28 protein-coding genes are annotated in these 24,716 nt (G+C 59.8%); 16 read left to right on the top strand and 12 right to left on the bottom strand.

Features of this window, described 5'->3' with window-relative positions; genetic code table 11:
- Window positions 1-41: 41 nt before the first annotated feature.
- Complete coding sequence (locus AC1DXO_RS15545; RefSeq protein WP_476979080.1) at window positions 42-1,106, bottom strand: A/G-specific adenine glycosylase; 1,065 nt, start codon at window positions 1,104-1,106, stop codon at window positions 42-44.
- Window position 1,107: 1 nt separating this feature from the next.
- On the opposite strand from AC1DXO_RS15545, the gene AC1DXO_RS15540 reads away from it, so the two are divergent.
- The 4 genes from AC1DXO_RS15540 (at window position 1,108) to AC1DXO_RS15525 (ending at window position 3,838) form a co-directional block, all read left to right on the top strand.
- On the top strand, window positions 1,108-1,674 hold the full coding sequence (locus tag AC1DXO_RS15540) for a DUF721 domain-containing protein (protein WP_476979079.1): 567 nt from the start codon (window positions 1,108-1,110) through the stop codon (window positions 1,672-1,674).
- A 139-nt stretch (window positions 1,675-1,813) separates the two neighbouring features.
- Window positions 1,814-2,464, top strand: coding sequence for a DsbA family protein (locus AC1DXO_RS15535; protein WP_476979078.1), 651 nt, complete (start codon window positions 1,814-1,816; stop codon window positions 2,462-2,464).
- 11 nt (window positions 2,465-2,475) lie between these two features.
- Window positions 2,476-3,108: a DsbA family protein gene (locus AC1DXO_RS15530; protein ID WP_476979077.1), complete on the top strand. Its 633-nt coding sequence runs from the start codon at window positions 2,476-2,478 to the stop codon at window positions 3,106-3,108.
- Window positions 3,109-3,121: 13 nt separating this feature from the next.
- Window positions 3,122-3,838 (top strand): thioredoxin domain-containing protein, encoded by a 717-nt coding sequence (locus AC1DXO_RS15525; protein WP_476979076.1) that lies wholly within the window; start codon window positions 3,122-3,124, stop codon window positions 3,836-3,838.
- Here the strand turns inward: AC1DXO_RS15525 and AC1DXO_RS15520 are convergent.
- The 4 genes from AC1DXO_RS15520 to AC1DXO_RS15505 form a co-directional block, all read right to left on the bottom strand.
- Window positions 3,835-4,968 carry an HAAS signaling domain-containing protein gene (locus AC1DXO_RS15520; RefSeq protein WP_476979075.1) on the bottom strand — a complete coding sequence of 378 codons (1,134 nt, stop codon included), beginning with the start codon at window positions 4,966-4,968 and terminating at the stop codon, window positions 3,835-3,837. The two genes, AC1DXO_RS15525 and AC1DXO_RS15520, sit on opposite strands and share 4 nt — an antisense overlap.
- Window positions 4,969-4,979: 11 nt before the next feature.
- A complete protein-coding gene (locus AC1DXO_RS15515; protein WP_476979213.1) occupies window positions 4,980-5,315 on the bottom strand; it encodes a PadR family transcriptional regulator in 336 nt (111 codons plus the stop codon).
- Between the two features lie 234 nt (window positions 5,316-5,549).
- On the bottom strand, window positions 5,550-6,584 hold the full coding sequence (locus AC1DXO_RS15510) for a glycoside hydrolase family 43 protein (RefSeq protein ID WP_476979074.1): 1,035 nt from the start codon (window positions 6,582-6,584) through the stop codon (window positions 5,550-5,552).
- A 67-nt stretch (window positions 6,585-6,651) separates the two neighbouring features.
- On the bottom strand, window positions 6,652-7,713 hold the full coding sequence (locus AC1DXO_RS15505; protein ID WP_476979073.1) for a hypothetical protein: 1,062 nt from the start codon (window positions 7,711-7,713) through the stop codon (window positions 6,652-6,654).
- Between the two features lie 203 nt (window positions 7,714-7,916).
- Between AC1DXO_RS15505 and AC1DXO_RS15500 the strand changes: the two genes are divergently transcribed.
- Both AC1DXO_RS15500 and AC1DXO_RS15495 read left to right on the top strand, forming a co-directional pair.
- The gene (locus tag AC1DXO_RS15500; RefSeq protein WP_476979072.1) at window positions 7,917-9,452 is read left to right on the top strand and encodes a thioredoxin family protein; all 1,536 of its coding nucleotides are present in this window, start codon (window positions 7,917-7,919) and stop codon (window positions 9,450-9,452) included.
- 356 nt (window positions 9,453-9,808) lie between these two features.
- Window positions 9,809-10,417, top strand: coding sequence for a hypothetical protein (locus AC1DXO_RS15495; RefSeq protein ID WP_476979071.1), 609 nt, complete (start codon window positions 9,809-9,811; stop codon window positions 10,415-10,417).
- A 158-nt stretch (window positions 10,418-10,575) separates the two neighbouring features.
- Here the strand turns inward: AC1DXO_RS15495 and AC1DXO_RS15490 are convergent, their stop codons facing one another.
- From AC1DXO_RS15490 to AC1DXO_RS15480, 3 genes are read right to left on the bottom strand one after another with little or no spacing between them, the layout of a single operon-like run.
- The gene (locus tag AC1DXO_RS15490; protein ID WP_476979070.1) at window positions 10,576-11,583 is read right to left on the bottom strand and encodes an NADP-dependent oxidoreductase; all 1,008 of its coding nucleotides are present in this window, start codon (window positions 11,581-11,583) and stop codon (window positions 10,576-10,578) included.
- 34 nt (window positions 11,584-11,617) lie between these two features.
- Window positions 11,618-12,481, bottom strand: coding sequence for an alpha/beta fold hydrolase (locus AC1DXO_RS15485; protein WP_476979069.1), 864 nt, complete (start codon window positions 12,479-12,481; stop codon window positions 11,618-11,620).
- Between the two features lie 3 nt (window positions 12,482-12,484).
- Complete coding sequence (locus AC1DXO_RS15480; protein ID WP_476979068.1) at window positions 12,485-13,312, bottom strand: oxidoreductase; 828 nt, start codon at window positions 13,310-13,312, stop codon at window positions 12,485-12,487.
- Between the two features lie 219 nt (window positions 13,313-13,531).
- On the opposite strand from AC1DXO_RS15480, the gene AC1DXO_RS15475 reads away from it, so the two are divergent.
- From AC1DXO_RS15475 to AC1DXO_RS15455, 5 genes are all read left to right on the top strand, one after another.
- On the top strand, window positions 13,532-14,110 hold the full coding sequence (locus tag AC1DXO_RS15475; RefSeq protein WP_476979067.1) for a TetR/AcrR family transcriptional regulator: 579 nt from the start codon (window positions 13,532-13,534) through the stop codon (window positions 14,108-14,110).
- A gap of 113 nt (window positions 14,111-14,223) precedes the next feature.
- Window positions 14,224-14,820, top strand: coding sequence for a DUF1989 domain-containing protein (locus tag AC1DXO_RS15470; protein WP_476979066.1), 597 nt, complete (start codon window positions 14,224-14,226; stop codon window positions 14,818-14,820).
- Window positions 14,821-15,148: 328 nt separating this feature from the next.
- Window positions 15,149-16,348: a hypothetical protein gene (locus AC1DXO_RS15465; protein WP_476979065.1), complete on the top strand. Its 1,200-nt coding sequence runs from the start codon at window positions 15,149-15,151 to the stop codon at window positions 16,346-16,348.
- A gap of 77 nt (window positions 16,349-16,425) precedes the next feature.
- Window positions 16,426-16,791: a hypothetical protein gene (locus AC1DXO_RS15460; RefSeq protein ID WP_476979064.1), complete on the top strand. Its 366-nt coding sequence runs from the start codon at window positions 16,426-16,428 to the stop codon at window positions 16,789-16,791.
- A gap of 245 nt (window positions 16,792-17,036) precedes the next feature.
- Window positions 17,037-17,405, top strand: coding sequence for a hypothetical protein (locus tag AC1DXO_RS15455; protein ID WP_476979063.1), 369 nt, complete (start codon window positions 17,037-17,039; stop codon window positions 17,403-17,405).
- A gap of 183 nt (window positions 17,406-17,588) precedes the next feature.
- Here AC1DXO_RS15455 and AC1DXO_RS15450 read toward each other — a convergent pair whose 3' ends face one another.
- Window positions 17,589-18,113: a helix-turn-helix transcriptional regulator gene (locus AC1DXO_RS15450; protein WP_476979062.1), complete on the bottom strand. Its 525-nt coding sequence runs from the start codon at window positions 18,111-18,113 to the stop codon at window positions 17,589-17,591.
- A complete protein-coding gene (locus AC1DXO_RS15445) occupies window positions 18,110-19,024 on the bottom strand; it encodes a S1C family serine protease (RefSeq protein WP_476979061.1) in 915 nt (304 codons plus the stop codon). The genes AC1DXO_RS15450 and AC1DXO_RS15445 overlap by 4 nt, the downstream gene beginning before the upstream one ends.
- 136 nt (window positions 19,025-19,160) lie before the next feature.
- Here AC1DXO_RS15445 and AC1DXO_RS15440 point away from each other — a divergent pair, with 136 nt between their 5' ends.
- The gene (locus AC1DXO_RS15440) at window positions 19,161-20,096 is read left to right on the top strand and encodes a S1C family serine protease (RefSeq protein WP_476979060.1); all 936 of its coding nucleotides are present in this window, start codon (window positions 19,161-19,163) and stop codon (window positions 20,094-20,096) included.
- Window positions 20,097-20,638: 542 nt separating this feature from the next.
- On the opposite strand, the gene AC1DXO_RS15435 is transcribed toward AC1DXO_RS15440, so the two are convergent.
- Complete coding sequence (locus AC1DXO_RS15435; protein WP_476979059.1) at window positions 20,639-20,869, bottom strand: hypothetical protein; 231 nt, start codon at window positions 20,867-20,869, stop codon at window positions 20,639-20,641.
- A gap of 158 nt (window positions 20,870-21,027) precedes the next feature.
- Here AC1DXO_RS15435 and AC1DXO_RS15430 point away from each other — a divergent pair, with 158 nt between their 5' ends.
- From AC1DXO_RS15430 to AC1DXO_RS15415, 4 genes are all read left to right on the top strand, one after another.
- A complete protein-coding gene (locus tag AC1DXO_RS15430; RefSeq protein ID WP_476979058.1) occupies window positions 21,028-21,426 on the top strand; it encodes a ribonuclease E inhibitor RraB in 399 nt (132 codons plus the stop codon).
- 33 nt (window positions 21,427-21,459) lie between these two features.
- Window positions 21,460-22,143 (top strand): DUF1963 domain-containing protein, encoded by a 684-nt coding sequence (locus AC1DXO_RS15425; protein WP_476979057.1) that lies wholly within the window; start codon window positions 21,460-21,462, stop codon window positions 22,141-22,143.
- Window positions 22,144-22,325: 182 nt separating this feature from the next.
- A complete protein-coding gene (locus tag AC1DXO_RS15420; protein WP_476979056.1) occupies window positions 22,326-22,784 on the top strand; it encodes an SMI1/KNR4 family protein in 459 nt (152 codons plus the stop codon).
- Window positions 22,785-23,046: 262 nt separating this feature from the next.
- Window positions 23,047-23,751 (top strand): hypothetical protein, encoded by a 705-nt coding sequence (locus tag AC1DXO_RS15415; RefSeq protein ID WP_476979055.1) that lies wholly within the window; start codon window positions 23,047-23,049, stop codon window positions 23,749-23,751.
- Window positions 23,752-23,940: 189 nt separating this feature from the next.
- On the opposite strand, the gene AC1DXO_RS15410 is transcribed toward AC1DXO_RS15415, so the two are convergent.
- Window positions 23,941-24,702 (bottom strand): PIN-like domain-containing protein, encoded by a 762-nt coding sequence (locus AC1DXO_RS15410; protein WP_476979054.1) that lies wholly within the window; start codon window positions 24,700-24,702, stop codon window positions 23,941-23,943.
- Window positions 24,703-24,716: the final 14 nt, after the last annotated feature.

Raw genomic sequence — 24,716 nt, 5'->3', positions numbered from 1 at the left:
CCCGACGCCGGCGACCCAATGTGGCTTTCCCCGTCAATACATTAAGGATGCGTAAGGAAGTTGAGCGCCTTGGCAAAGACGGTCGGCAGCGAACGTGGCGCTGTCAGGGACAGCAATTCATAGCTGTTGTGAAGGCGCAGGAAATCGCGCAGCGCCGGTGCGTCCAGCCGCAGCACCCACACAGACTGGCTCAGGGCAAAGTGCGTAAACACATGTTCATACGCCCCAACCGCCTCGTAGGCGCCATCCAACGGAGGTTGTACATGAACATTCAACCAGGGCCGATCCCGCCATTCGGCGTGCGGCAGGCCCAGCATTCCGCCCAGCAAACCCTTGTCAGGCCTGCGTTCCACGACGACAGACTGCCCATCGGTAATGACAAAAGCCACCCCATGGCGACGCGGCTTGGCAGCCTTGGCGATCTTGACCGGGAAAGCCTCGGGTGTTCCCATCGCCAGGGCCGCGCAGGCCTCGCTCACCGGACACAGCAGGCATAGTGGGCCCTTCGGCCGGCAGATCTGGTTGGCCATATCCATAAGCGCCTGGGGCCAGTCCCCGGCCCGCTCGGCCGACACCCACTGCGCCGCGGCTTGGCGGACCTCAGCCCGGCCGGCCGGCAAGGGCGTCGAGATCGCATACAGCCGCGTCATCACCCGCTCGATATTGCCATCGACCACATTGGCCGGCCTATCGAAAGCGATCGCTGCCACCGCCGCCGCCGTATAGGGCCCAAACCCTGGCAGTTGCAGCAACTGCGCCTCCGTGTCCGGAAACACACCGCCATGGTCGCGCACAACCGTCCGCGCACATTCCAGCAGGCGCCGCGCCCGGGCGTAGTAGCCCAGCCCAGCCCATTGCGCCATTACGTCGCTGTCCTGCGCCGCCGCCAGGTCGGCAACCGTCGGCCAGAGCTCGAGAAACCTTTGATAATAGGGCGCGGCATGGGCCGTCGTCGTCTGCTGCAGCATGATTTCGGACAGCCACACCCGGTAGGAATCGCGCCTACCGACCCGCCACACGAGATCGCGGCCGTGCGTATCGTACCAGGCGAGCAGCCGCTGCCGCAAATCCGAGACAAGCGCTTCGTCCTTCAGTATAATCGTCATTATGAAACGCTCTCTGCCGTCCATCGAAGACTCGGTGCGCATCCTGCGCACGACTCACACCAAACGCGCGCCAAAAGCGCCGCCGCCGGTAAAGAAACAGGTTCAGCCGCTGCTGAAAAGCCTGCAGGCGCGTTTTGAGGGCAAGGAAGACGAAGCTTTCAAGCTGAAAGGCCGCTGGGCCGAGATTGTCGGCGAGTCCCTGGGCCGCCTCTCCGAACCGGTACGCCTGATCAAGGGCAAGGCCAATGTCGGCGGGGCGCTGGAAATCCGCGTCCAGGGGGCCTACGCCACCTTGATCCAGCATCAGTCGCAGACCCTGGTCGACCGCATCAACCTGTATCTGGGCGGTAAGCCTGTCGGCCGGCTGCGCATAATTCAGGGGCCTCTGACCACCCGCACACGACCACCTCCCCTTCAACGTCCCGCCCCCCTGACCGCGAGCGAGGAACTGAGTCTGCAGCAATCGGTCGGTGATGTGACCGATGAGCGGCTGAAAGCCACATTGCTGCGCCTTGGTCGGGCCATCGTAAAGCGCCAAAAGACCAGCGGGCAACAAGGTTCCAGCTAAAAAGGGCTCAAAATGCAGATGCCATATTTACAGCGCAATCAGACTCTTTATTAAGTACAACCTCCAAAGGCGGAAACGGCCATCACTGGCGCGGTCTTTCGTCCAGAATCGCTCAAAAGAAACGATCCAAAGAAACGCCATGACCTTATCCCTCAACACGCACTCCGTCGCGCGCGTCGCCGCGCTTGGCCTGGTCGCCGCTGCGGCGCTCGGCATGGCCGCCTGTGGCAAGAAGCCGTCCTCCGCTGCCGGAGACGATGTCTCCATGGGCAGCCCGACGGCCAAGGTCACCGTCATCGAATATGCATCGGTCGCCTGTCCGATCTGCGCCCATGTCAATGAAAAGGTCATGCCTGCGTTCAAGGCCAAATATGTCGACACCGGCAAGGTGCGCTATATCTACCGCCCGATGATGACGGGTAACGGTACGGTCGCCGCCGCCGGTCATATGCTGGCCCAATGCGTCGGCAAGGACAAGTATTTCACCGTGATCGACGCCATCATGCGCGCCCAGAAGGAAATGGACGAAGGCGGCAACCCCGAAACCTACGCCAATGCGCGCCCGGTCCTGGTCCGTATCGCCGCCTCGGCCGGCCTGTCGGAAAGCGCCTTTACCGACTGCGTCAGCGACGCCAAGGGCATCGAGCACCTCAACGACCTGAACAAGCAATATCTCAATCGTGACGGCATCAACGGTACGCCGACCTTCCTGGTCAATGGCAAGAAGGTCAACGGCACGCCGGACGACATCAAGTGGTTCGACGACGCCATCCAGCCGGCGCTGAAGTAACCGGCAACGCCATGACCGGCCTGCGTGGCATATACCGAGGCATAATCTCCGCCGCCGTTATGGGCCTGGCCTTGCTGGCCAGCGCCTGTGCGCCGAAAATAACGCCGGTCGGCGACGGAGACATGACCAAGGGCAGCCCAACGGCGCCGATCACCCTGATCGAATATGCCTCGGTGACCTGTTCGCATTGCGCCGATTTCAACAAGCGCCTGATGCCGGAGATCGAAGCCAAATACATCCGGACCGGCAAGGTCTATTACGTCTATCGCGAATTCCTCACCCAACCGACGGAGGTCTCGGCCCAGGGCGTCCTGCTGGCCCGCTGCGCCGGCAAGGACAAGTATTTCCAGGTCATAGACGCCATCATGTCGTCGCAGGACGCCATGTTCGTCGACGACCACTCGGCCCTGCCCGTCCTGCTCAACATCGCCAAACAGGTCGGCATGTCGGAGGCCCAGTTCAAGGCCTGTGTCACGGACACCAAGGGGCTGGAACGGCTGCAGGCCAATGTCGACATCTATGCCAAAAATGACCGTATCGACGGCACGCCAACCTTCTTCATCAATGGCAAGAAGCTGGACCGCAAGACCGGCGATCTGGATGAATTCGAAAAGGCTTTCGCGCCCCTGCTGGCGGCGAAATAGGAACAGAATGGCCATGTTTTCCAGGCGCTTGACACTGCTGACCGCCGTTGTGGTCATGGCGGCCCTTTCGGTGCAGCCTGTGGCGGCCAAACCGAAAGCCCATCACGCCGCAACCAAGCCCACGCCGGCAAAAAAGACGCCGCCGGCGCCCGCTATTCCGGCGATCGTCATTCCAACGTCCGAGCCCGGCCTGCTGCCCGATATGTCGCTGGGTAGCCCCACGGCGCCGGTGACGGTGATCGAATATGCCTCGGCCGCCTGCTCGCATTGTGCCGCCTGGAACGCCGATGTCTGGCCGACCTTTCAGGCTAAATATGTCGCGACGGGCAAGGTTCGCTACATCTTCCGCGAAGTCCTGACCAACCCGCAGCAATATGCCCTGTCGGCTTTCCTGCTTGGCCGCTGCGCCGTCACCCACAGCAAGGACCCGGGCAATTCAGCGCCCTACTTCGCCGTGGTCAACAGCTTCTTCAGTGGGCAGAAGGCCTATTTCACCGATAACGTCATCAGCCCCATCATGACCGACGTCCGGACCAAGACGGGGATGAGCCAGGCCGATGTCCAGGCCTGTATCGGTGACAGTGCGGGCTTCAGCGCCTTCATGGCCAATATGAACGCCCGCACCAAGGCTGACCATGTCAGCGGCACCCCGACCTTCTTCGTCAATGGCCAACGAATCAAGGGCCACGACCTGGCCGATCTGGATGCCGCCATCGCGGCCGCCAACTAATCGTCATCGGCAAAGCGCGGCGCGCCGACCAACAGCTCCCAGACGCCGCCCAGGGCCCGGAAAAACCCGCCAACGGCCGTAAAGACCAACATCAGGCTGATGAACAGATCCAGGGGAACGGGAATCGGATTGGCGAAAAATGCCCCGATTCGCCCCGCCATCTCCGCCACACTGTCGACCCTGACCGCGGCAGCTATGGGTGACGCGCCCCACACCCACGCCGCCAACACCATGGCCGCAGTACCGAGCGCAATATCGATCGCACCGCGCATCCGCACCCCACGCGGCCAGGTCAGCACCACCACGCCCAATCCAATCAGCGCTATGAAATAGGCGAGGACCGGCCAGAAGATCGCGGCCTTCAAAGCCGCCAGGTCGACATTGGCCAGCCCGCCCGCACTTATCGGCATATTGCCGAAATCGGCCGGCATGGCGCGTAAGCCGAAGCTGATGACGCCGATCCACCACAATATGAAGACGCCCCCGCCGGTGACCAGGGCGACACCCCGGCCGGCCGACGACTGGCGCCGCGACCAACTGTGGAAGCCCCATCCATGTTCACGCGGATACTCGTAAGCTGCTGCTGTTGTCATTGCCTTGATCCTTTCGCTGATATCGCCCCATTCCCACGCTGCAAAATCGAGAAACCGCAGATCCCGCACGCGCCAGGTGTTGAAATACTCGATGGTTATGCCTTTACGCTCGATCAGCCATGCCGCGACCGTGGCAAACCCGATCAGGGTCATGACCCCGGTCAGCCCCGAACCTATGGCCTGGCCGAAGGCGTCGCCGATATGTGCGCCGCTGAACATCCGCCCGATAAACACCGCTGCCGAGATGCAGATTTCCAGCACCACGGCAAAACGCACGGCAAAAATCCAGTACGGATAGAGGGCCGGCCCGACACTATATTGCGGCCCGTCGCGATAGCGCGCCGCGACCACGATCGGATGGCCGAAATCGCGCAGCAACTGCTCGGTTTCGTTGTCGCTCAGCTTACGTCCCAGTTCGCTTTCGCGGACCTCGATCCGCGTCAGGATTTCATCGCGCAACTCGGCCGTGATGTCGTCGCGCTTCGCCCTGGGCAACAGCCGCGACACAGCGCGCAGATAGTCCTCCAGCATGTCCATTCCGAACCCCTTCAATTCCCGGTAATTTTCTCGAGCGAAGCGCTGATCGCCCGCCACTCCTCGACTAGCCGCCGCAACATGGTCTCGCCGGCCGGCGACAGGACGTAGAACCGCTTCTTGCGCTTCTCTTCCTCGCGCCATTCGCTGACCAGCAGCCCCTGCGTCTCCAGCCGCCGCAGCAGCGGATAGAGGGTGCTTTCCTCCATATCCAGGCCATCGTCGGCCAGGGCCTGGCGCAGGGTATAGCCGTAGCGCTCGACCCGCAGCCGGGCCAGCACGGCCAGGCTCAGCGAGCCGCGCCGCAGTTCCGCCCGCAGGCTTTCGAAGAGGTCGCCCTCGCCGTCCATATAACTGTATCTCGTATAGTGTGCTACATACACTGTGTATCATACAGTACTATCGCAGACTCAAGCCGGTGTCAACTGTCGCCGACGCCCTTCAGAATATCCGCAATTTTTTGAAGCGCGTCTCTCCTCTCCGCAGTCCTCCACCGTAGCGAAGCGTTGGCTGCCGCCTAGGCCGGGGGAGGTGTTGGCGAAGCCGACGGAGGGGGCATTCTACCTACCTAATCTATTCCGCCCCTACTTCAGCGGTCCATTTGCCACAGGTTCTCCGAATACCGGAACGCCATCAGCATTGTAAGCGATGGGCTGTACCCGAGTATGGCGGTTGGGATCGTACAGTGGGTCTCCCTGGATCTCGCGATAATCCCGGGCATGATAAACCAGCATGTCCCGGCCCTTTTCATCGACCGTAAAGCCGTTGTGCCCCGGTCCCCAGACATTGTGCGCCGGCGAGCTCTTGAACACGGGCACGTCGGACTTCGCCCACACGGCAGGATCCATGATATCGGCATCGTCGCGTGCGGTCAGCATGCCCATGCAGTAATGCTCATCGGTGGCGCTGGCCGAGTAGGTCAGAAACAACCGACCGTTCCGCGCCAGAATGGCCGGCCCTTCATTGACCTTATAGCCGATGATTTCCCAATCCAGGGTCGGCACCGTCAGCCGCGCCGGCTTGGCGCCCAGCGTCGTCGGCGAGGCCAGCGGCGCCAGGTACAGGTTGCTGTTGGTGTCGATCCCCGGCTCATGCTGGGCCCAGCACAGATAGCGCACGCCCTTGTGCACGAAGCTGGTGGCGTCGAGATTAAAGCTATCCCACGGCATTTCGACCTGGCCCAGAAGGCGCCACATGCCCGTCAAAGGATTGGCGTCGTCGCAGGCCAGCACAAAGGTCCGAACGTGGAAGACGTCGCCGTGGTCGCCGGCGCCGAAATAGATATGCCACCTGCCGTCAAAATGGTGCAGTTCGGGCGCCCAGATATGGCCACCCATCTTGCCGCTGGCTGGCCGCTTCCAGACTACGGCTTCGTCGGCAATGGCCAGTCCAGCCAGGGTCTTCGCCCGACGGATAACCAGCCGATCATACTCCGGCACGCTCGCCATCATATAGTAATAGCCGTCGCTGTGGCGTTCGATGTGCGGATCAGCGCGCTGCAACACCAGGGGATTCATGATCTTGGCCTTTCGGTGACGCGCCTGAGTTGCCACCGGAGTTATCAACCCCGCCCCGGCCGAGGCGATCAAAAAGCGGCGCGAAATGGAGGCATGGGACATGGTTTTACTCGAGCAGGGTTTGTTTTGTCTGACAATTAGCCATCACTTAGCACGCCCATTCGCCATGTCAAACCGAACCCTCGGGATGAGGATGGATATAGTCCTGCGGAAAGACGAAGTGCATCCGGTAAACCAAATCGAGATTTCGCGCCGCCATGACCTTTGCCTCCGCCTCGGTCTTGCCGAACCGCGCCACGTAAAAGGCGGTCAAGGCCGCTTCCGCCACCGGGTACTGCGCCTGTATCTGCCCGTATAGCGCTTTATAGCTGGCGCTGCCGCGCGACCATCGCTTTAGGCCCGCATCGACATCGCGCCGGCGATTATAGGGGTTGCGGCTGACAGCCCATGGCCGCACGGCCGTATTGGCCCAGCCGGCGTCGACATAATTGCGGATCCACGCCGTCGGCTGCAAGGTCCCTTCGCCCAGCCCGTCTCCCAAGGTAGAGTCCAGCAACCGGGCCAGAGTCCGCACCTCCGGTGGTAGCAAAGAACTGGCGTGCTTCACCTGTCGCGCGAAGCGGATCGTGCAACGCGCCATTACCCCGTCCTTCCCGGCCGCATAGACGGTCCAATCGTCGAGCGCCGCGAAAATATAGCCCGTATTCACCGCCCATAATGCCTTAGCGCCCTTATGGCGCAGCATCATCGCCGGCAGGAATTGCTGATCGATCACCAGTCCAGGCGTCTTGCCGTCGTCGCTCGAGGCGAAAGCGCCTTCCGCCACCTGGCTGTCGACACCATACAGCCTGTACCAGTCGCCGCGCCAGCTAAACCCTGCGTCGTCCATGACCCAGCGCGTCGCGCCCGCCGGGGCGATTTCCCAATAGAGCTCACGGCGCGCCCGGCCGTCGGCAGGGATCGTCTTGAACACCGCCGGATCGGCGACCAGCCCCCGCCCACCGGAAATGTCGCCCCTCGCCTTTTGCGCCACGATCTCGACCGCGCTGTGTGCCGGCATGGTCACGGCGTCATTGATGTAAAAGGACGACGAATAGAAGGCCGTGTTCGCCACGCTCAGCGTATCGCGACAGACCTGCGACGTGCCGCCGAGCAGCACCGGCGCCGCTGCGGCGTTCCCTGATAAGATTACGGCAGCCATCACCGCGCCGGCCACCCACACTCTGCACATTACCGTATTCCCTGAAAACCCGGCTCGATCCTACGCCGGACCCTGGCCGGGCGTTAGCGTCGTCATCGGCCATTTCCAGCCGCAATTATCCTTAAGATCGCGGCATGTGCGCATTTGTACGTAGTTGGCCGATGAACCAACTGTAACTGGACACAGCCCGCTGAATTGGTAGACAATGAGACGACCTACGAGAGGGAAGTTGGATGCGTTGGACATCGATAGTGCTGGCGATTGGGATCGCGACAAGTCTTGCGGGCTGCCAGCGCACCCCGTCCGAGCCCAAAGGCACCGAGGCCGTTACCCAGGGCCAGGACATCGCCTGGCGCGAAGGCGATGTCGATGACGCGCTGGCCGAAGCCAAAGAGAGCGGCAAGCCGGTCCTGCTGTATTGGGGCGCCAAATGGTGCCCGCCGTGCAACCAGCTGAAATCCACCCTGTTCAAGGACCCGTCCTTTATCGCCGAGACGCGCCATTTCGTGCCCGTCCATCTCGATGGCGACACACCGGGCGCCCAGCATTGGGGCGAGCGCTTCGGCATCAGCGGCTATCCGACCATCATCATTCTGCGCGCCGATGGCTCCGAGATCACGCGCCTGTCGACGGCATCCAACCTCCTGTCTGTGCTGCGCGTCGCCGCCGGACGCACGACCTCGATCGACGCCCTGTTCGACAAGGCGAAACAGACCCCCTCGGCGCTGTCGCGCGACGAATGGCAGTTGCTGGCTGCGTTCGACTGGCGGAACGATCCCAAGCACTTCGGCGACACTGCGTCCACGGCGGCCCTTCTTGAGACGCTTGCCGGTGCGGCGCCCGAAGACGCCCTGAAGCGCCGCTTTGCGCTCCTGGCCCTGGTCGTCGGCAGCGCGAAGGGAGCGGACGGCAAATACGTGCTAAGCCCGCCACAGCAGGCGACAATCGAACAGGTTCTTCCGGCCATCCTGAAAAACCGTGGCGAAGTCACCGCAAATCGCCAGGAATTGAGCAACACAATTCCGTCGCTCATTGCGGCCCTGCCGGATGCGGCCCAACGCACGGCGCTTGGCGGTTCGCTGATCGCGGCGCTCGACGGCGTCTATAACGACAAGAACCTCCCCGTCCCCGACCGCCTCGCCACGGTCAATGCCGATATCCTGCTCGACGCAGGAAACGGCGGGCCGGCTTCAAAGTCCGTGCTGAGCAAGGTACGCAAGCGGACACACTGGGCAGACCAGGTCGCCACGGATGCCATGGTGCGCCAGTCGGTTATCTCGGACGCTGCCGACCTGCTCCACCGCGCCGGTGACGATGCCGGCGCCAGGAAACTGCTCGAAGCCGAGCTCAAGCGCTCAGATTCGCCCTACTACTATATGCTCGACCTGGCCACGATTGCCGAGGACACAAAGGACGGTCCGGCGGCCATTACCTGGGCGCGCAAGGCCTATGAAACCTCCGAAGGCTCGGCAACCCGCGTCCAGTGGGCCATCTCCTACTCAAAGACTGTCCTGCGCCAGGCCCCGAACGACAGGGCGGCAGTGGAGGCCAGCGCCCAGGCGGTGATCGACGAACTGGGCAAGAATTCCGGCGACTATTATCAACGCACGCGCGTCAAGGTCGGGGCGTGGGGCGCGCTGGTCCGCGAGTGGAGCGAGGCGCATGATGGTGGGGCAGTGTTTGCGCGACTCGACAAGAACATGGCCGACGTCTGCGCCAAACAGGGCGAAGAAGCGGCGACCTGCCGCAACTGGGCGCAACCTGGGTGACGAGTTTTGCCGAGAGAAAAGCATTTAGCCACGGATGACACGGATGCGCCTCGCCTCCGCTGCGCTCCGGCCTCGCCGCTACACGGATTTCAGGATAGTCTGCGCCGCCAGTGTCCTGCTCCTCCTTATACATCCCTGACGCGAAGCCCTTGCGAAGCGTTGGGGAGGGGGACCATGCCAAGCCAAGCGTAACGAAGTGAAGCGCAGGCTGAAGCATGGTGGTGGGGATTCTTGCTTACCTTCCCTACCCTGCCTTACCTGCCGTTGCCGACACGCCCTTGGCCTCGCGCCAAAGCCTGCTATCATGCCCGCAATCGCGCCGCCGCCAAGGCACAGCCAAAATCAGGGGAGACAGCATGCGTACAACAGTCTTATGGGCGCTCACAGTGTTGCTGGCCGGTTGCGCAACCGCCCCCGCCTCTGATCTGCGCACGGCCGCCCAGGGGTTTCACGGCGTCTTCCTGCATGACGAATGCATCGGCGAGAACGTCGCCCAACCCGATACCTGCCTGCACGCGCGCCACCACGAAACGTCCTTCGTCTTCGGCGGCAAGGCCGGGACAACCTATGACGTGACGCTGCGGGTGCGCGGCCTGTTTGAACCGACCGCCATGCAAGGCGGCGCAGCGCCAGATCCGGCGCATCCCTATCTGTATACCGGTGGGCAGACCAGCACCCCGGATTATTCGCAGTGGCGTATCGATGTGTCGTCGCCGCAGCAGACCTACACGCTGAACAACTATCCAAAGGTGTCGCACACCATCTACAAGGAAGACTTCGAGGCGCCCATTCGCGTCGCGGCGGGAGCAAGCGTGACCATCCAGGTGATCGACGGCAATGACCGTCAGATCGACAACGGTGACCACGGCCACGCGGACCGGCAGCAGATGATCGAAGGTGTTACGGATACGCCCCTGGCGGGCCAAATGCTTCGGCTCGATGTTGTCAGCGTAAAGCCGCGTTAGTGTCGGATCGTATCCAGATGTCCGAAGACGTCGAGGCGAGCCTTTATAAACCTATCGAGCGAGGTCAGACTGTGGGTTTTGCCCCATAGCAGAATAACTTACCGACAAGGCGTGCAGACCTTCATCTTATTGATCACCGCAATCAACAACGAGACTAGTCATGACGGCTCCAGAGTGATGACAACCTTGCCCCTGGCGCGGCCGCCTTCGACATAGGCCAGGGCCTCGCCGGTCTCTTCAAACGGGAACACCTTGTCGACGACAGGCCGGATAGCGCCGGCTTCGACCAGGGCGGTGATGTCCCGCAGTTGTTGGCCACTCGCGCGCATGAAGAGGAAGGTGTAGCCGACGCCGAGTTTGCGCGCCTGCTTGCGGACCTTGCCGCTGAGCATGCCCATGACGAATTGCAGTATCGGGTTCAAGCCAAGACTGCGGGCAAAGGCAGGGTCGGGTGGACCGGAAATCGAGATAGCCAGGCCGCCGCGCTTGAGCACGCGCAGCGACTTTTCGAGGGTGGCAGGGTCCTGGCTGTTCAGGACCAGATCGTAGTCCGACAGAACCTCCTCGAAGTCCTGCGCCTTATAGTCGATGACCACATCGGCACCGAGGCGATTGACCAGGTCGACATTCGTCGCGCTGGTGGTGGTTGCAACCGTTGCGCCCAGATGTTTGGCGAGCTGGATGGCAAAAGTGCCAACGCCGCCCGATCCGGCCTGGATGAAGACCTTTTGGCCGGGCTTGAGCTTGCCCACTTCGACGAGCGCCTGCCAGGCGGTCAGGGCGACCAGCGGAAGGGACGCTGCCTCAGGCATCGACAGGTTCGCGGGCTTTGGCGCCAAGTCGGCTTCATTGACGGCGATGGCCTCTGCGAAGGTTCCGACGTGGTGGTCGCGCGGCCGGCCATAAACCTCATCGCCCAGCTTGAAAGTCCGGACGTTTGAACCGACGCGAACGACGGTTCCGGCAAGGTCGTGCCCGAGGACGAACGGCGGACGATAGGGCAGCAGGGCTTTGAATTCGCCGTCCCGGACTTTGGAATCGAGCAGGTTGACAGCCGTGGCGTGAATCCGAACCAGAACTTCATCGGCCCTCACCTTCGGCTCCGGCAGGTCGGCCAGGCGCAGGACGCCGTTTTTCTCGTATTTATCGACAACGAACGCCTTCATGGGGCTTTCTCCGGTTTTAGTGTTGTAGTGGGCGCTAAAGCGCCAGGAAGGACAAGGCCTTGGATACGAAATCGGCGTGATACTGGAAAATGCCGCCATGTCCGGCGTCTTCGTAGATAACGAGTTGCGCGTTCGAAATGCGCTGCGCCATGTCAACGCTGTTGACGGTTGGCACCATGATGTCGTTGTCGCCATTGGCGATGAGAACCGGGATGCGAATGCCGCTAAGATCCTGGGGTGGCTGCCGGCCCCAGGCCGTGATCGCCTTGAGCTGACGCAGGAGAGCGCTGTTCGTGAGCGCCTTGTCCCGGCCGGTCTTGCGCTCTTCGAGACGTTGTAAAAAGGCTTTCGCGGCCTGCCGGCCAGTCTTCGTGGAGGTGAAAAACAGGAAGGTTTTCGGGTCGCGTCGCGTCAACAGGCCCTTGAATATCAGCGGCCATGAGACCGGGCCGACCTTGTCGATACCCTTGCCGCCCGCAGGTCCCGTGCCGGTCAGGATGAGTTTTCTCACCAGGCCCGGTGCCTTCAGCGCGATATCCTGCGCCACAAATCCGCCGAGGGAAAAACCGAACAGATCGACCTTCTCGAATCCCAATGCCCGGATCAGGGCAATCGCATCGCGCGCCATTTCGTCGACGGTCAAGGGCGCCCTGCCCCCCGAGGCGCCGACGCCACGATAATTGATGGCGATGACGTTGTGACGGCTGGCCAGGCTATCGACAATCCTGGGGTCGAAATTGTCGAGAACCGCGCCCCAATGATTGAGAAGGATGAGCGGCACACCGGCCCTTGGGCCGAGTTCGCGGTAAGCAAAGGTCGTCCCGTCGACATCGATCGACCGATTTGGGGCATCGACATAGCGGGTAGCTGGTTCGGAGGTGTTGACAGAACGGGTCATTGTTTACGCCAGGCCGAATTGTTTGTGCAGAATCTTGTCAAAAAGGGCGCGAGGCGCGAAGCGGCGGGCGAACGCGACCTGCCGGGCTGCCTTGCCGGACGCGTAGCGCAGGCGTGGTGTTCTGTCGCGCGCCGCCTTTACGATGGTTGCCGCGACCTCCGCCGGTGAATCACCAGCCGCCATGGCCTGACCAAAGGCGATTCGATATTTTGCCTGGCTTGTCGCGTAGGCCGCAATCGGTCTGTCGCCCGGCGTGTTACTGGCTTCAAAGGATGTACGCGTCGCCCCCGGCTCAATGACAACGATGCGCACGCCAAACTCGCGCACCTCGTGATCAAGGGATTCGGAGTAGCCTTCGACGGCGAACTTGCTTGCCGAGTAATAGGCGCCGTAGGGAGCCGGTGAGAGGCCTAGTATGGAACCAATATTCAGGATCCTGCCGCCTTTTTGCTGGCGCATGATCGGCAGAATCGCATTGGTCACCCGCACGACGCCATAAAAATTTGTCTCGAACAAAGCGTTGACCTGCGCGATTGAGCTTTCTTCGGCCGCCCCCGTCACGCCGAATCCGGCATTGTTGACCAGTAGGTCGATATGACCGAGCTCGGCATGCGCCTGGGTGACCGCCGCCGCGACGGAGTCGTCGGACGTGACATCGCAGGCAATCATCCGGATGCCGTCGCGCACTTCGCCGGGGACCGCATTGCGGCTGGTTCCGATGACGCGGTAACCGGCCCTGGCCAGCGCCGCAGCCGCGGCCTTGCCGATGCCACTCGATGCTCCGGTCAGGAACGCGGTCTTTTGGCGCGCTTTCGCTTTGGAAATAGCCATGGTCTTACCCTTTTCGTGATGCGCGGCACCCACCGCGGCGGCCAGTAGCGACACCTTTTCAGGCCACTATTTTTATTGATGACGATCGTCATCATATGTTATAGATGATTTACGTCATCAAAAATGTCAAGCGAGATTTTGCGGAAATGAGGGACGTGCGTGCTCGGCGGAGGTATCGTGCACAACGCACGGCGTTTCCGCCGCAAACGGAGTGAGCCAATGAAGGTATCGCAAGAAAAGAAACTGGAGAACCGCGAGCAGGTCATTGAAACGGCGGCACGCCTGCTGCGTGAACGTGGTTTCGACGGCATTGGCGTAGCCGATATCATGAAGGCGGCTGGCCTGACTCATGGAGGATTTTATCGACACTTCGAGTCAAAAGACGATCTTGCCGTCAAGGCGAGTGAAAGGGCCATCGCGGAGACAACAGGCGTCCTGATAGAGGAATTGGCAAAACAGCCGCCGGACCCGTTCCGCGCGCTTATCGAGCGCTATGTCTCGCCGGAACATCGCGATGACCCAGGCACGGGCTGTATCCTGCCGGCGCTGGCCGCGGATGCGGCGCGGCGCGACGATCCCGCCCTGCGCGGCGTCTTTACGGCAGCCATAAAAGGCTATCTTGCGCAACTGGAGCTTATTCAGAGTGCACGACGACGCGAAGGCGGCCATCGCGCGCCGGCGGCCATCCTGGCTGAAATGGTCGGAGCCATGATATTGTCGCGTGTGATCAGTGATGAAGCCCTGGCGGATTCCGTCATTGCCGACGTTGTCGATGATATTGCCGGCCCGAGAACGTGAAAGCGGAATGTTGCACGATGGCGTAACTGAGATCCAACATCCAAATCCCCATTGACGGCGCCGGCGGGGTCCAGAAGAATAGCTTCCGGGCATCGCGCGTCGAGGAACGGGACATGACACAATTAAGCGACGTGCCGGCCGGCGGCAGCATCGGTGTTCGTATGCGCCGCGGCGAGCGTCTGCGCATTGTCGATATCGAGGGCGGGCAGTCCGGTGACTTGATGGTCTATTCCGCCGACGGCCGCGAGCGGTTGTCGAACGGCCGCAGTTTCGACTATAACGGCAAGATCAATCTGACGACCGGCGATATCCTGTGGTCCGACGCCAGTCGGCCGATGCTGACGATTATCGGTGACGATACCGGCCGCCACGACTTCCTGTATGTTTCGTGCAGCACCGAAATGTACCGCCTCCAGTACGGCCTGGATGACCATCCCAATTGCGTGGACAATCTTGGGCGCGCCTTGCGCGACCTGGGCATCGAACCTGGGCCGTTGCCGACCGCGTTCAATGTCTTCATGGTGACCGAGGTGGCGAGTGACGGGACCTTGTCAGTCCTGCCGCCGAAATCCGTTCCCGGCTCATCCATCGAATTCCGCGCCGAGATGGACCTGGCCGTGGCGATCTCGGCCTGTCCGGCATCAACGTGCAATGGCGGCGCGCCCCCGCACCGCATGGCATTCGAAATCCTGCCGTCATTGCCGGATTGAGCTTGACTGCGGGTGCCGCTGAAGCGTTCGCAGCTACGGCCTTTCGGCCAGAGACGAATTATAGGCCGTCGAAAGGCCGCGCCGCCGATAAACTCAGGATTTCGACCATACCGGGCGTGGCCTCAACGACGCAGAAGTGACGTCCGCGGAGCCGGAAGCATTGGGGGATAGTGCACCTGTCCCCTCAATCATGCAGATGCTGCGGCTTGATGTGATGAGCGTGAAAGCGCTATGACAAACTGAAGGGCAATTGCCGGCATTGCCCATGCAATATTCGGCGCCAAACCAAGCTCGTATATGGTCGGGCATTCACCTGAAGGAATAGCAAATGAAAATGGGCAAATGGGGTGCCTGCGTTCTCGCTCTCTTGGCTTTAGCCAAAATGGCAAAGGCCGAACCGCTCAATCTGCATCTGGCTTCCTCGGGATATGTCTATTTCAATCGGCCTGGCGCCGACCTGGCTACACACAACGCAGATCTTGCAGCCTGCGCGGCCGCCGTCCCTTTTGAAGTCGACCCCAATGCCGGCGATTCTCCAATACACGCTGGCCTGCTTTTATACGATGGCTTTATCGCGGCTGGAGCAGCTGACGTTGAAAACTGCATGGTGACACGGGGGTGGCGCGTCGTGCGATTGTCTAATGTCGAAGGGATAGAGGTTTCCGCCCTGCCACTGGCTGACCTCGTGGCGCGAATGACGCCCTGGATCGGCGCCGCGACACCCGAGGGCAGCCTCGCTCGTATGTGGAACAACGACGCCATACGGGCTTCATCGTTCACACCGGTCGATGCCCGCTTCTTTCATGACGGGCAGCTAAGCTGGAAGATCAACAACGATCTGAAAAACCGTCCCGCGAAAGGGCAAAGCGGGCCTCCTCGCGAACTCGTATCGTTCCCATTGTATTTCAAAAGAGGCAAAATCGACTCCCGATGGCCGGCCAAGATCGGGCAATCGGTGAACCTTGCCAATATTTCGAAGGCGCCCGCCGGCTCGGCGCTGATTGTGCTGCGCGTCGTGAATATAAGCATTCCCAAGCACAGAACACTTGCGATTTCTCGTCTGGGTCCGAACGGCGAGGACATACCCTCGCTGCAGGACCACGATCCGGATTTTTTTGCCTTTCTCGAAAACCGTTACAAAACCGACTGGTTCATCGAGGCCGTTCCTCCCGGTCGCTGGCGTATCAACACCCTCGGCATAAGTGTGCTGTGCCTCGGCGCGCCGGCCTTTGACGTGAAGGCCGGTGACGTCATCTATGCCGGCACGATCGATATGGCGTCGGAGAACCGAACACCCGACCTGGCGCTTGAACCGGTAAAAGCTTTTCTGGCCGGTACGACGGCAGCAGACACCGTCAAACCGGCGGACTATTACAATGGATCGGTCAGCAAATGCGGACTGGACATGTATGCCTTTGAAATTCCCGGAGCCCCGTTTCTTCCTGGTTATACCTGGGGCAGCCTCGCGGCAACCCCACCATTATCGCCACCGGACGGCAAGGATTCGTCTACCGTGCAAGGTCAGTAGAATCGGATTTGAAACCTGCGTCGTGCGGTGCGTGATCGGTCAGCCCGGGCAGCGCCCGAAATATCAAGGGAGGCTCCATGCTGTTTTTCAGTTCGCTCAAGGACATATCGAAAAATATCCAGAAACGCCTCAAGGCCGAAGTGCAACGCGACGGCACTGAGGTCCTGCACGTCTTCGCTTTTGGCTACAAATTCGACTCCGCCTTCTGGATCGGTGTCCGGACTGACACCGAACGGGATTGCCTGCTCTCTGACGAAGCCCTCAGGGCGCGCCTGAATGCGATCATTGCCAAAACCGGCTATGCTGAAAAGGCACGCAAAAAATACGGCGTCGAATTTCGCAAAGCTGGCCACGACTATCTGTTCGATATTGGCGTTACCTTCGAATCCCAGGAAACCGTTGATCGCACCTTTGACGGCAATTGGTGGTTGGCAATGAAGTAGCGCAGTGTGTTCCCACTCAGGATACCGGATTCATCGCTGGTCTCGAACGCGTACTCGGTCGCCCCATCGTTCGTCGTACGCTAGGAAGAAAACTGGGAGGCCTCAGCGCCTCCCATATCAATTTGTGTGCAACCAGACGACGCGGTCTGCGCTACTACTGCGGCATGAGACCGTCTGACTCCGCAAATATCCTGACCCGCTTCCTGTCACATGAACGCGAGAGCTCTGACAGTGATGCCGCACATATGTTCGTTTTGTTTATGCGCTTCTATTCAGAGCAGCGGGCCACGGGCCTAAGCGATGGTCCGAACAGCGACATGTTGCTCTTTCAGTATGGCTGCTATGATTGGGGCAAGGGTGAGTTTTTCGAGCTGAACCTGACCCGTCAGTTTATCGTGCCCAATGGCGAGGACGATACCACGATCAGTCAGCTTCAAATGACTTTCCGATACAAACCCAACGAAAGACTCCGCGACCTGCCGCGGCATAATCTATGGTGCCGAAACCCTGATGATGTGGATGCTTTACGGCGTGACGTGCTCAGCAGCCCCGCCTTGGCCCTGACAGCCGGTCGCGATATTGAGGAATTTGCCATCGAATGGGAACTGGTCTGATGACTGCCCGCGATTTCCTGGAATTAGATGCTGAGGATCAACCAGTCCTTCTGTCGTGCGGTTTCGCGGTATCGGACACATTGAAGAAAATTGCTCCTGTCCCCTTATTCTGATCACACACTCCCTATAGGGGTGTGACTGTTGTGACCGGGTGACGCCGGACGCAGGATGAAGAGGGCGGTGTCACAGCGACAGAGTTTCCCGGCGCGTTTTGGACAGCCCCTTGGCCACCGCTTCGGCGCGCGAATGGGCGTCGAGCTTGCGGAACACTGCCTCGACGTAGAACTTGACAGTATGCAGCGAGATGCCGAGCTGGCGGGCGATCAGCTTGTTCGAGGCGCCCTGGCCCATGGCGCTCAGCACCTCGATCTCACGCAGCGTCAGCAAATCGCCCAGGGCCGGTTCGGCGGCCGGGCCAAAGCCCGTCGTCCCTTCCGGTGTGCGCACGATCAGGCCAGTGGCGACAGCCTGGAGCGCGGCAGCGATCTGCTCCGCTGAAGCGTCGGCCGATAACTTTCCAGCCGATGCCGTCTTGCCGCCCAGGGCGACGACGGGGGTTTCGACTCCCGGCGCGCCGTTCGGCCCGGCCAATACGACTTCGGCCACCGCCGGGTGCGGCACGGCAATGAACGGACCGTCGGGCAGGCTCAGGCCCGGCGCGACATGGACGGCAATCAGGCGTGAGGTGGACAAGGCGGGAACAGTCATTCGGCCGGCCTTTCGGCGATGGTGACGGTGAGAGTCTGGATGGCTCCGCCACGTATCAGACGCAGTTCAATGGGCTGGCCGATGCTGTCGGCGCCGAACAGCGCGGTCACGCGCAGACGGCGCGCCACCGGCTGACCGGCAATGGCGATGACGATATCACCCGACAACACGCCCGCCCTGGCCGCCGGCGCATCGGGCACGGTCGACATGACCATTAGGCCGCGTTCTGGCGCCTCTTCGCCGAGTTCCGGCACAGCCACCGGCTGCAAGGCAGCGCCGATCCAGCCGCGCGCCACCCGACCGCCTTCCAGCAATTGAGGAATGACGCGTTCGATGGTGGCGTGCGGAATGACAAGGACCTGGCCGCGCGGCCCAAAGGCCGACACCCCGACCACGCCGCCGTCGGCATCGAGCACCGGCCCGCCTTCCTCGGACATGGCCATGCCGAGATCGACCTTGACGTAGGCATCGATGCGTCCGCCGGCCTGGCTGGTCCAGGCGGGGCCGACCTGGTTGACAACACCGAGGCAGACGCTGGCGCCGCCGTCCTTGCGCGCTCCAACTGCCAGCGCTAGAGCGCCGGTACGGGCGACTCCGGCCGCCGGAGATTCAAGGCCCGTTGTCTTCGACAGGCGCAGCAAGGCGATATTGCTGCTGTCATCGCGGCCGAGGACAGTGGCTTCGGCTTCGGAACCATCGGACAAGGTGGCCGGGAACGAGTCGCGACGCGGCAGGGTCTGTTCCGAAGCGATAGCCAGGTCCCCGCGCCACAGGGTGGCGGTCAGGTGGCGGCCGTGCCGCATGTGCAAAGCGGCGACGCGCGGCGCGGCCTGGGCCGCCTGATCGGCCAGGGCATCGGACAGGGCGGCGAGCGGATTGGGGGAAGCGGTCATGTTAGGGGAAGCGGTCATGGCATATACTCCGGGACTTAAGATGGGGACTGTTTTCGCATGCGCACCCCGGTGGCGAAACCGGCCGGATGGCCGGGACCGCGCCCGGCTGAATGACTGGGTTGCAATCAGGCGGGCCGAAATTCATCTCGTTGGCATGACCCAAACCCTGCACCCAGATATCGACCTGCCACTGGCCCCCTATTCCGAAGCCGTGGCGCGCGCCTTCGACCGCGCCGGTCCCGCCGTCGCAAAGGTCAACGCCCTGGCCGCCAACGGCCGACCGATGGGCCATGGCTCGGCGGTCCTGTTCACACCCGATGGCTACCTGATGACCAACAGCCACGTCGTCGCCAATGCCAAGGCGTTGCGCGTCTCCCTGACCGATGGGCGGGAACTGGAAGCGTCTTTGGTCGGCGACGATCCGGCGACCGACCTGGCCGTATTGCGCGTTAGCGGCGATCACCTGAGCCGCGCCGAACTGGGCCGGTCGTCCTCCTTGCGTGTCGGCCAGCTGGCCGTCGCCGTCGGAAATCCATTCGGCTACCAGGCAACGGTGACGGCCGGGATCATCAGCGCGCTGGGCCGGACGCTGCGCTCGCAGTCCGGGCGGCTGATCGATAGCGTCATCCAGACCGATGCGCCGCTCAATCCCGGCAATTCCGGCGGACCGCTGGTCGACGGCTGGGGCCGGGTCATCGGCATCAACACCGCCGTGGCCGGCGGCGCCCAGGGCATCTGCTTCGCCATCGGCATCGATACCGCCCTCGACGTCGCCATGCGGTTGATGCGCGACGGCCGGGTGCGGCGATCACGCCTGGGCGTCGCCGCCCAAACGGTGATGCTCGACCGCCGCGTCCAGCGCGCCACCGGCCACCCGCACCTTTCGGCGGTGATGATCAGCGAGGTGTCGGAACCGTCGCCGTTGCAGGCGGGCGATATCCTGCTGCGCTGGGACGACGTCGCCCTTGCCGGCGTCGATGAGTTGCACCGGCAGTTGACCGAAGAAGCGGCGGCGAAAACGGCACACCTGTCCCTGGTGCGACGGGGAAAGATGATCGACGCGCAAGTGCGGCCGCATTTGACAATGTAGGAGATGGTCTGCTCGCGTGGCGATTTCGCGTCGCGATTAAACAACAGTGGCAGCAAACGTCAGGCCAAAATGTCGGCAAGGCGCCATCGATTACGTGGCCTCAATTCTCTAAAATGTGGTCCCAAGGCAGGGGGCGGTCAAGCTGCCGAAGGGCCGATCCGACCTTTTTCAGGATCAATAATTCCGCAATTGATATCATGTTACCGTAATTCAAGGGCGGCGACTACGACGTATCGTCTGAAATATACAAGAAGGTCTGGCCGGACGGGTCGATCTGCTTCGAGGTCCACCCCGGTCGTCTCGCTTTACCCTGGCTGTCATATGACATCTGTCCGACGCACACCACGGCCGGCCGCCGAAGTCCCGCCTCCTAACCATTCGGACAATATGGTAGACGACGTTCGACGCGAATCTAGCGATCTTCCAACCCACATTTTCCAACGAAGTCGCACGCGCGCCATGGCATGCGGGACGGTTTGGCGGAAGCAGTCGATAACGACTCTGACCCCTTAAATTCTAAATTCTGACCCCTTAAATTCCATTCATCCCAATCCCAACATGCCTGGAAGCTCAGCAACGAACTGTCGTTGCTTCGGTTCATAATCTTCAGCCAGAGCTATAATCTGTCGGCTCAACGCTTGCTGGTCGTCGTGCGACATAAGCTGTAACTCGGCGGCAAGCTGCTCCAGGGCTCCGATAGCAGCGTCTTCATCGAGCAACTCTGAGTTAGTATACTCAAGAAATATCGCCATATCGACGATGGCCTTGACCAAATGATGCGTCTCCAACGGCGTCCCCACTTTTACCAGACGTTCACCTACGGCAAGGCTTCCGGTGACCTAAGACACACATATCCGGTATGTCATCCAATTTCATCTTGCAATTGCGACAGCATTAATTGAGATTTTCACCGAAAGCCGAGGAACCGTACATGAAAGCCGTCGCCTTATGTCTGAGCCTCGCTATTATTTTTGCGGCAGGAGACTCCTTGGCTCAATCCACGCATATTCCGCGCGCTCAGCTTGATACCATGTTCGCCGACATGAGGGCCCGCGCCCCTTGGAACGTCGACGGGGACCTCCTCTGGGGTTACTTCTTCATTAGCCCCTATCGCAACCAACTGGACAAGGCCGCCGATGAGCTTGCCGCCAAGGGCTACCGCGTCGTGGATATCCGCCAGGTAGCTCCGGAGCGTTGGGGTCTTCATGTCGAGAAGGTTGAACACCATACGGCTGAAAGCCTGTTCAACCGCAACGAAGAACTCTACATTTTCGCCGCCGCTCACATGCAAATGGTCTATGACGGTATGGACGTCGGCCCGGTGCAATGAACCTGCCCTCCAACTCAAGCGCCGACGACACCGATGAACGACCTCCGCGTCCAATTAAAGCGCCCCGCCATTCGCTTCATCGTCGGCGGCTTCCGGCCGTCTGATGACCCAACGGACAGTTGGTTCGGCCGCGTCAATCTTTGCGCCCCGGGAGAAGATTGGCCACAGCATAACGGCAGGCCGATGCATGCGCTTTGCCAGATCAACCTAACCAAGCTTCCTTTTCGTCCCCCGCGTCTCGATGACCTCGCCTTCATTACCGTCTTCATAGGCCCCGACACCCTACCCTTGGATACACCCAACGGCGAAGCCTGGTGCCTCCGCGCCTATAAGAACTTGGACGCCCTCCTCCCGCTTCATGCGATCGAGACTGGCTCACGTATCAAACCATTCCCCATGGCTGCAACTGTGATCGAGGAAGACTTCCCATGCCACGAAGACGTGCCGATCGAACTGCCCGACGAATTCTCCGACCAGTATTTTGATCTTTTCCCAAATGCCTCGGGCTTCAAGCTGGGTGGCTGGCCGACCCTTATTCAGTCGGAAATCTGGTGGGCGCCTTGGAACGGCCATCCAGCCGCCCCGGAGTTTGTTTTCCAGATCGATTCCGAAGAAAAAGCGAAATGGGCCTGGGGCCACGGAGGAGTCGGCTATTTTGGCCGCGGCACCGTCGAGGGCATGCAAGACCAATGGACGATATCCTGGCAATGCCTCTGATGGAATTCCTCAGAATTGCAAAATTGGGAACCGCGAGACGGAAATGAGCATCAACCGCTCTTTCTGTCTTGCCATTTCACTGCACGGGAAGCATGGGGGCATAGTGCTCGTGACTTTAATTTGCCCTAAGGGCATATGGCAACAGCGTTGGCAGGATTTGACAAGTAAATGAGATATTGCGCGTGACCGAAAATATGAACTTGGCGCAGCTAGAATTCGAAAAGATTTGTGCCGACGGAGAAATCGCGGGTCCAAGTGGGGATGATGCCATTCACGATGCTGAACAAACGCTAGATGTGATATTTCCTGCTGATTATACCGAGTTTTTGAAAAAATTTGGAGCGGCTTTGCTTTCTGTTGGCGAGATATATGGATTGCCACATTCTTCAGAAAAGGAGCCTCCAATTTGGAATAACGTGGTTGAAGTCACAAAACGCCTCAGAAAGCTTGGACAGGAGGGCACGGAGGATAAAGCCTTTTTCCCCTTTGCTGAAGACGGAACAGGTATTTATATTTTTTTCAACACGCGCATGTCCCCAGCAACAGAAATTTGGGCCATAGGACCTGGAGTGCGGAATCTGGTTCCAGGGACGTTGCATAGTTTAATATTGGCGCTCGCCGAACGGCGTACGTTATTTTGACTTTTTGAATTACGGTCACTACTGTCTGGTCAGGCGAGGCTTAAACGAGGTAATTAGGCTCGATTGGTCCACGGGTCCACAGAAAAGGGGGCAGAAGGCCGTTCAGTAAATGTCTCTGACCCCATTGTTTTTGTCCTTCTGTCTTGCCATTTCACTGTGCGGGAAGCATTGGGGCATAGGGCCATGTCCCATAATTTGCCCTTTTCGTAAGGTTGTATTAGGTAGCTAATCGGACGAACAACGCCTGCTTGGGGGGGGGTAAATGCTGCGCGGGATCACCAATCTTTTTGATGCATACAAAGCACGAAAGCGCTCCGTGCTGGGACAACAAATCGGCTCGACACTGTGTGCTGGCATGACAGTGCCGCCCTCCCTCGAATTGCTCTTTCGGTGGATCGAGTCGCGGCAATGTTTTGTCGACACGCCAAACGGCAGGATTGGGTTCCTCTTTCCCGAAGCTGAAATGAAGCGCGGTTGGACCGATCATGGACGACCGGGTGGAACCGACATTAACTTTGCGGCGGAAGGCAATGTGAACTTAAGATATTGGTTCAAAACCACCAATGCCGAGATCATGAACCGACTCTGCGTCTTCGCGAAATCGGGCGGTGATGGGTCGATGGCCGCGTTCTGGTTGGCGGACGATGGCACTCAGAAAATTGTTCACTTGGGTTCGGGTTCAGGATCCGTGACGCTTTGCATTCTTGCTGACGATCCGGTCGATTTTCTCCGACTGTTAGCCATAGGATATGACGAGATTTGTTGGGGCGACGCCTATTCTCAGCCGCCCAATACCGGCGGAGAGTTCATTGTCGAACCGAATCTGCCTTACCGAGATTGGGTAACAAATGTGTTCCAAGTCACCATTCCCACAAGGGCAATCGATATAGTTCGGCACCCGGCTTCGATGGATGACGACCACTCGGAAGATGCCTTCTGGCAATGGGTGAGGAAGCATGTCGGGTAACCGCTTCTGAGCGCCCTGTACTTGGGTAGTGCATGGTCTGACACGTTGGGGAATATTGCTCCTGTCCCCATAATTCTACCGAAGGCGTGCGGGACAGTTGGCGGAAGCAGTCGATATCGACACCGACACCTTATGTTAACGCGCAGTCGGCACCGGAGTTTGGTCACCCTACAAAGTGATTCTTGCAACTTACCCGCTGTATGCAGCAACTTCTCTAGCAAGCTTTTTGATATCCCATGTTTCAAAAGAAACATCGAGAAGAGCAGCTAATTCCGCACTCAAGATCGGATGCGCTATCCCTTCTCGACTCCAATCAGGCTTCTTGTCATTTGTGACTAATACGACTTGGGTAAACGCAAACCCTCGGTCTTTAGCTAACAGAAGAGCGCAGAGCATATCTAACCATACAAAAAAATCTCCATCACCCTCATCTCGAAATCCAGGCGGTGTCTTCGTCATTTTTCTATGAATTGCCAGAGATGCGAATTTTTCCCTAGAAACATAACAAATTATTGCTTTTCTCTGCAGAAGTTCAAACAAAGAATGAGTTCTTCTAACGGTTCCGCCGTCATAAGCGTACCCATAAGAAGTCTTAAACTCATCTAACAAAGCATCAAATCTTTGAGAGAAATTTTGAAATGAGCTATCGACTTTTTCTATCTCGCTTTTTAGCGCATCAAATTTTTTACTTATTCCGGTAGCAATTGAGTCCGTCACATTTAAGTTATTATTCCAAAATTCCTGTACAGCTTGACCAGGCAATACAAGTGGCGCGGCATGCGCGACATTTAAGTAATCAATCACGTCATCGTACGATCCAAGTCTTAGAAACACACTCGAATCCAATACTATCGCAGTTTCCGCCAAAACAATAGAACGTGCCTCTGGCTTATAAGCACGAACAAGTGCGCTTAAACCGTCCACACTCGATTGACGATTGAGTACCGCCATAATTTGCGTTTCGC

The sequence above is a fragment of the Asticcacaulis sp. P2_C5 genome (assembly GCF_056404555.1).
The sequence above is the reverse complement of the archived record's forward strand: the minus strand, read 5'-3'. Positions and strand labels throughout refer to the sequence as shown.

What these genes read in the sequence shown, in the direction of transcription:
- AC1DXO_RS15545 (WP_476979080.1), bottom strand. Translation starts at nt 1,106, where the DNA reads ATGACGATTATACTGAAGGACGAAGCGCTTGTCTCGGATTTGCGGCAG.
- AC1DXO_RS15540 (WP_476979079.1), top strand. Translation starts at nt 1,108, where the DNA reads ATGAAACGCTCTCTGCCGTCCATCGAAGACTCGGTGCGCATCCTGCGC.
- AC1DXO_RS15535 (WP_476979078.1), top strand. Translation starts at nt 1,814, where the DNA reads ATGACCTTATCCCTCAACACGCACTCCGTCGCGCGCGTCGCCGCGCTT.
- AC1DXO_RS15530 (WP_476979077.1), top strand. Translation starts at nt 2,476, where the DNA reads ATGACCGGCCTGCGTGGCATATACCGAGGCATAATCTCCGCCGCCGTT.
- AC1DXO_RS15525 (WP_476979076.1), top strand. Translation starts at nt 3,122, where the DNA reads ATGTTTTCCAGGCGCTTGACACTGCTGACCGCCGTTGTGGTCATGGCG.
- AC1DXO_RS15520 (WP_476979075.1), bottom strand. Translation starts at nt 4,968, where the DNA reads ATGGACATGCTGGAGGACTATCTGCGCGCTGTGTCGCGGCTGTTGCCC.
- AC1DXO_RS15515 (WP_476979213.1), bottom strand. Translation starts at nt 5,315, where the DNA reads ATGGACGGCGAGGGCGACCTCTTCGAAAGCCTGCGGGCGGAACTGCGG.
- AC1DXO_RS15510 (WP_476979074.1), bottom strand. Translation starts at nt 6,584, where the DNA reads ATGTCCCATGCCTCCATTTCGCGCCGCTTTTTGATCGCCTCGGCCGGG.
- AC1DXO_RS15505 (WP_476979073.1), bottom strand. Translation starts at nt 7,713, where the DNA reads ATGTGCAGAGTGTGGGTGGCCGGCGCGGTGATGGCTGCCGTAATCTTA.
- AC1DXO_RS15500 (WP_476979072.1), top strand. Translation starts at nt 7,917, where the DNA reads ATGCGTTGGACATCGATAGTGCTGGCGATTGGGATCGCGACAAGTCTT.
- AC1DXO_RS15495 (WP_476979071.1), top strand. Translation starts at nt 9,809, where the DNA reads ATGCGTACAACAGTCTTATGGGCGCTCACAGTGTTGCTGGCCGGTTGC.
- AC1DXO_RS15490 (WP_476979070.1), bottom strand. Translation starts at nt 11,583, where the DNA reads ATGAAGGCGTTCGTTGTCGATAAATACGAGAAAAACGGCGTCCTGCGC.
- AC1DXO_RS15485 (WP_476979069.1), bottom strand. Translation starts at nt 12,481, where the DNA reads ATGACCCGTTCTGTCAACACCTCCGAACCAGCTACCCGCTATGTCGAT.
- AC1DXO_RS15480 (WP_476979068.1), bottom strand. Translation starts at nt 13,312, where the DNA reads ATGGCTATTTCCAAAGCGAAAGCGCGCCAAAAGACCGCGTTCCTGACC.
- AC1DXO_RS15475 (WP_476979067.1), top strand. Translation starts at nt 13,532, where the DNA reads ATGAAGGTATCGCAAGAAAAGAAACTGGAGAACCGCGAGCAGGTCATT.
- AC1DXO_RS15470 (WP_476979066.1), top strand. Translation starts at nt 14,224, where the DNA reads ATGACACAATTAAGCGACGTGCCGGCCGGCGGCAGCATCGGTGTTCGT.
- AC1DXO_RS15465 (WP_476979065.1), top strand. Translation starts at nt 15,149, where the DNA reads ATGAAAATGGGCAAATGGGGTGCCTGCGTTCTCGCTCTCTTGGCTTTA.
- AC1DXO_RS15460 (WP_476979064.1), top strand. Translation starts at nt 16,426, where the DNA reads ATGCTGTTTTTCAGTTCGCTCAAGGACATATCGAAAAATATCCAGAAA.
- AC1DXO_RS15455 (WP_476979063.1), top strand. Translation starts at nt 17,037, where the DNA reads ATGTTCGTTTTGTTTATGCGCTTCTATTCAGAGCAGCGGGCCACGGGC.
- AC1DXO_RS15450 (WP_476979062.1), bottom strand. Translation starts at nt 18,113, where the DNA reads ATGACTGTTCCCGCCTTGTCCACCTCACGCCTGATTGCCGTCCATGTC.
- AC1DXO_RS15445 (WP_476979061.1), bottom strand. Translation starts at nt 19,024, where the DNA reads ATGACCGCTTCCCCTAACATGACCGCTTCCCCCAATCCGCTCGCCGCC.
- AC1DXO_RS15440 (WP_476979060.1), top strand. Translation starts at nt 19,161, where the DNA reads ATGACCCAAACCCTGCACCCAGATATCGACCTGCCACTGGCCCCCTAT.
- AC1DXO_RS15430 (WP_476979058.1), top strand. Translation starts at nt 21,028, where the DNA reads ATGAAAGCCGTCGCCTTATGTCTGAGCCTCGCTATTATTTTTGCGGCA.
- AC1DXO_RS15425 (WP_476979057.1), top strand. Translation starts at nt 21,460, where the DNA reads ATGAACGACCTCCGCGTCCAATTAAAGCGCCCCGCCATTCGCTTCATC.
- AC1DXO_RS15415 (WP_476979055.1), top strand. Translation starts at nt 23,047, where the DNA reads ATGCTGCGCGGGATCACCAATCTTTTTGATGCATACAAAGCACGAAAG.
- AC1DXO_RS15410 (WP_476979054.1), bottom strand. Translation starts at nt 24,702, where the DNA reads ATGGCGGTACTCAATCGTCAATCGAGTGTGGACGGTTTAAGCGCACTT.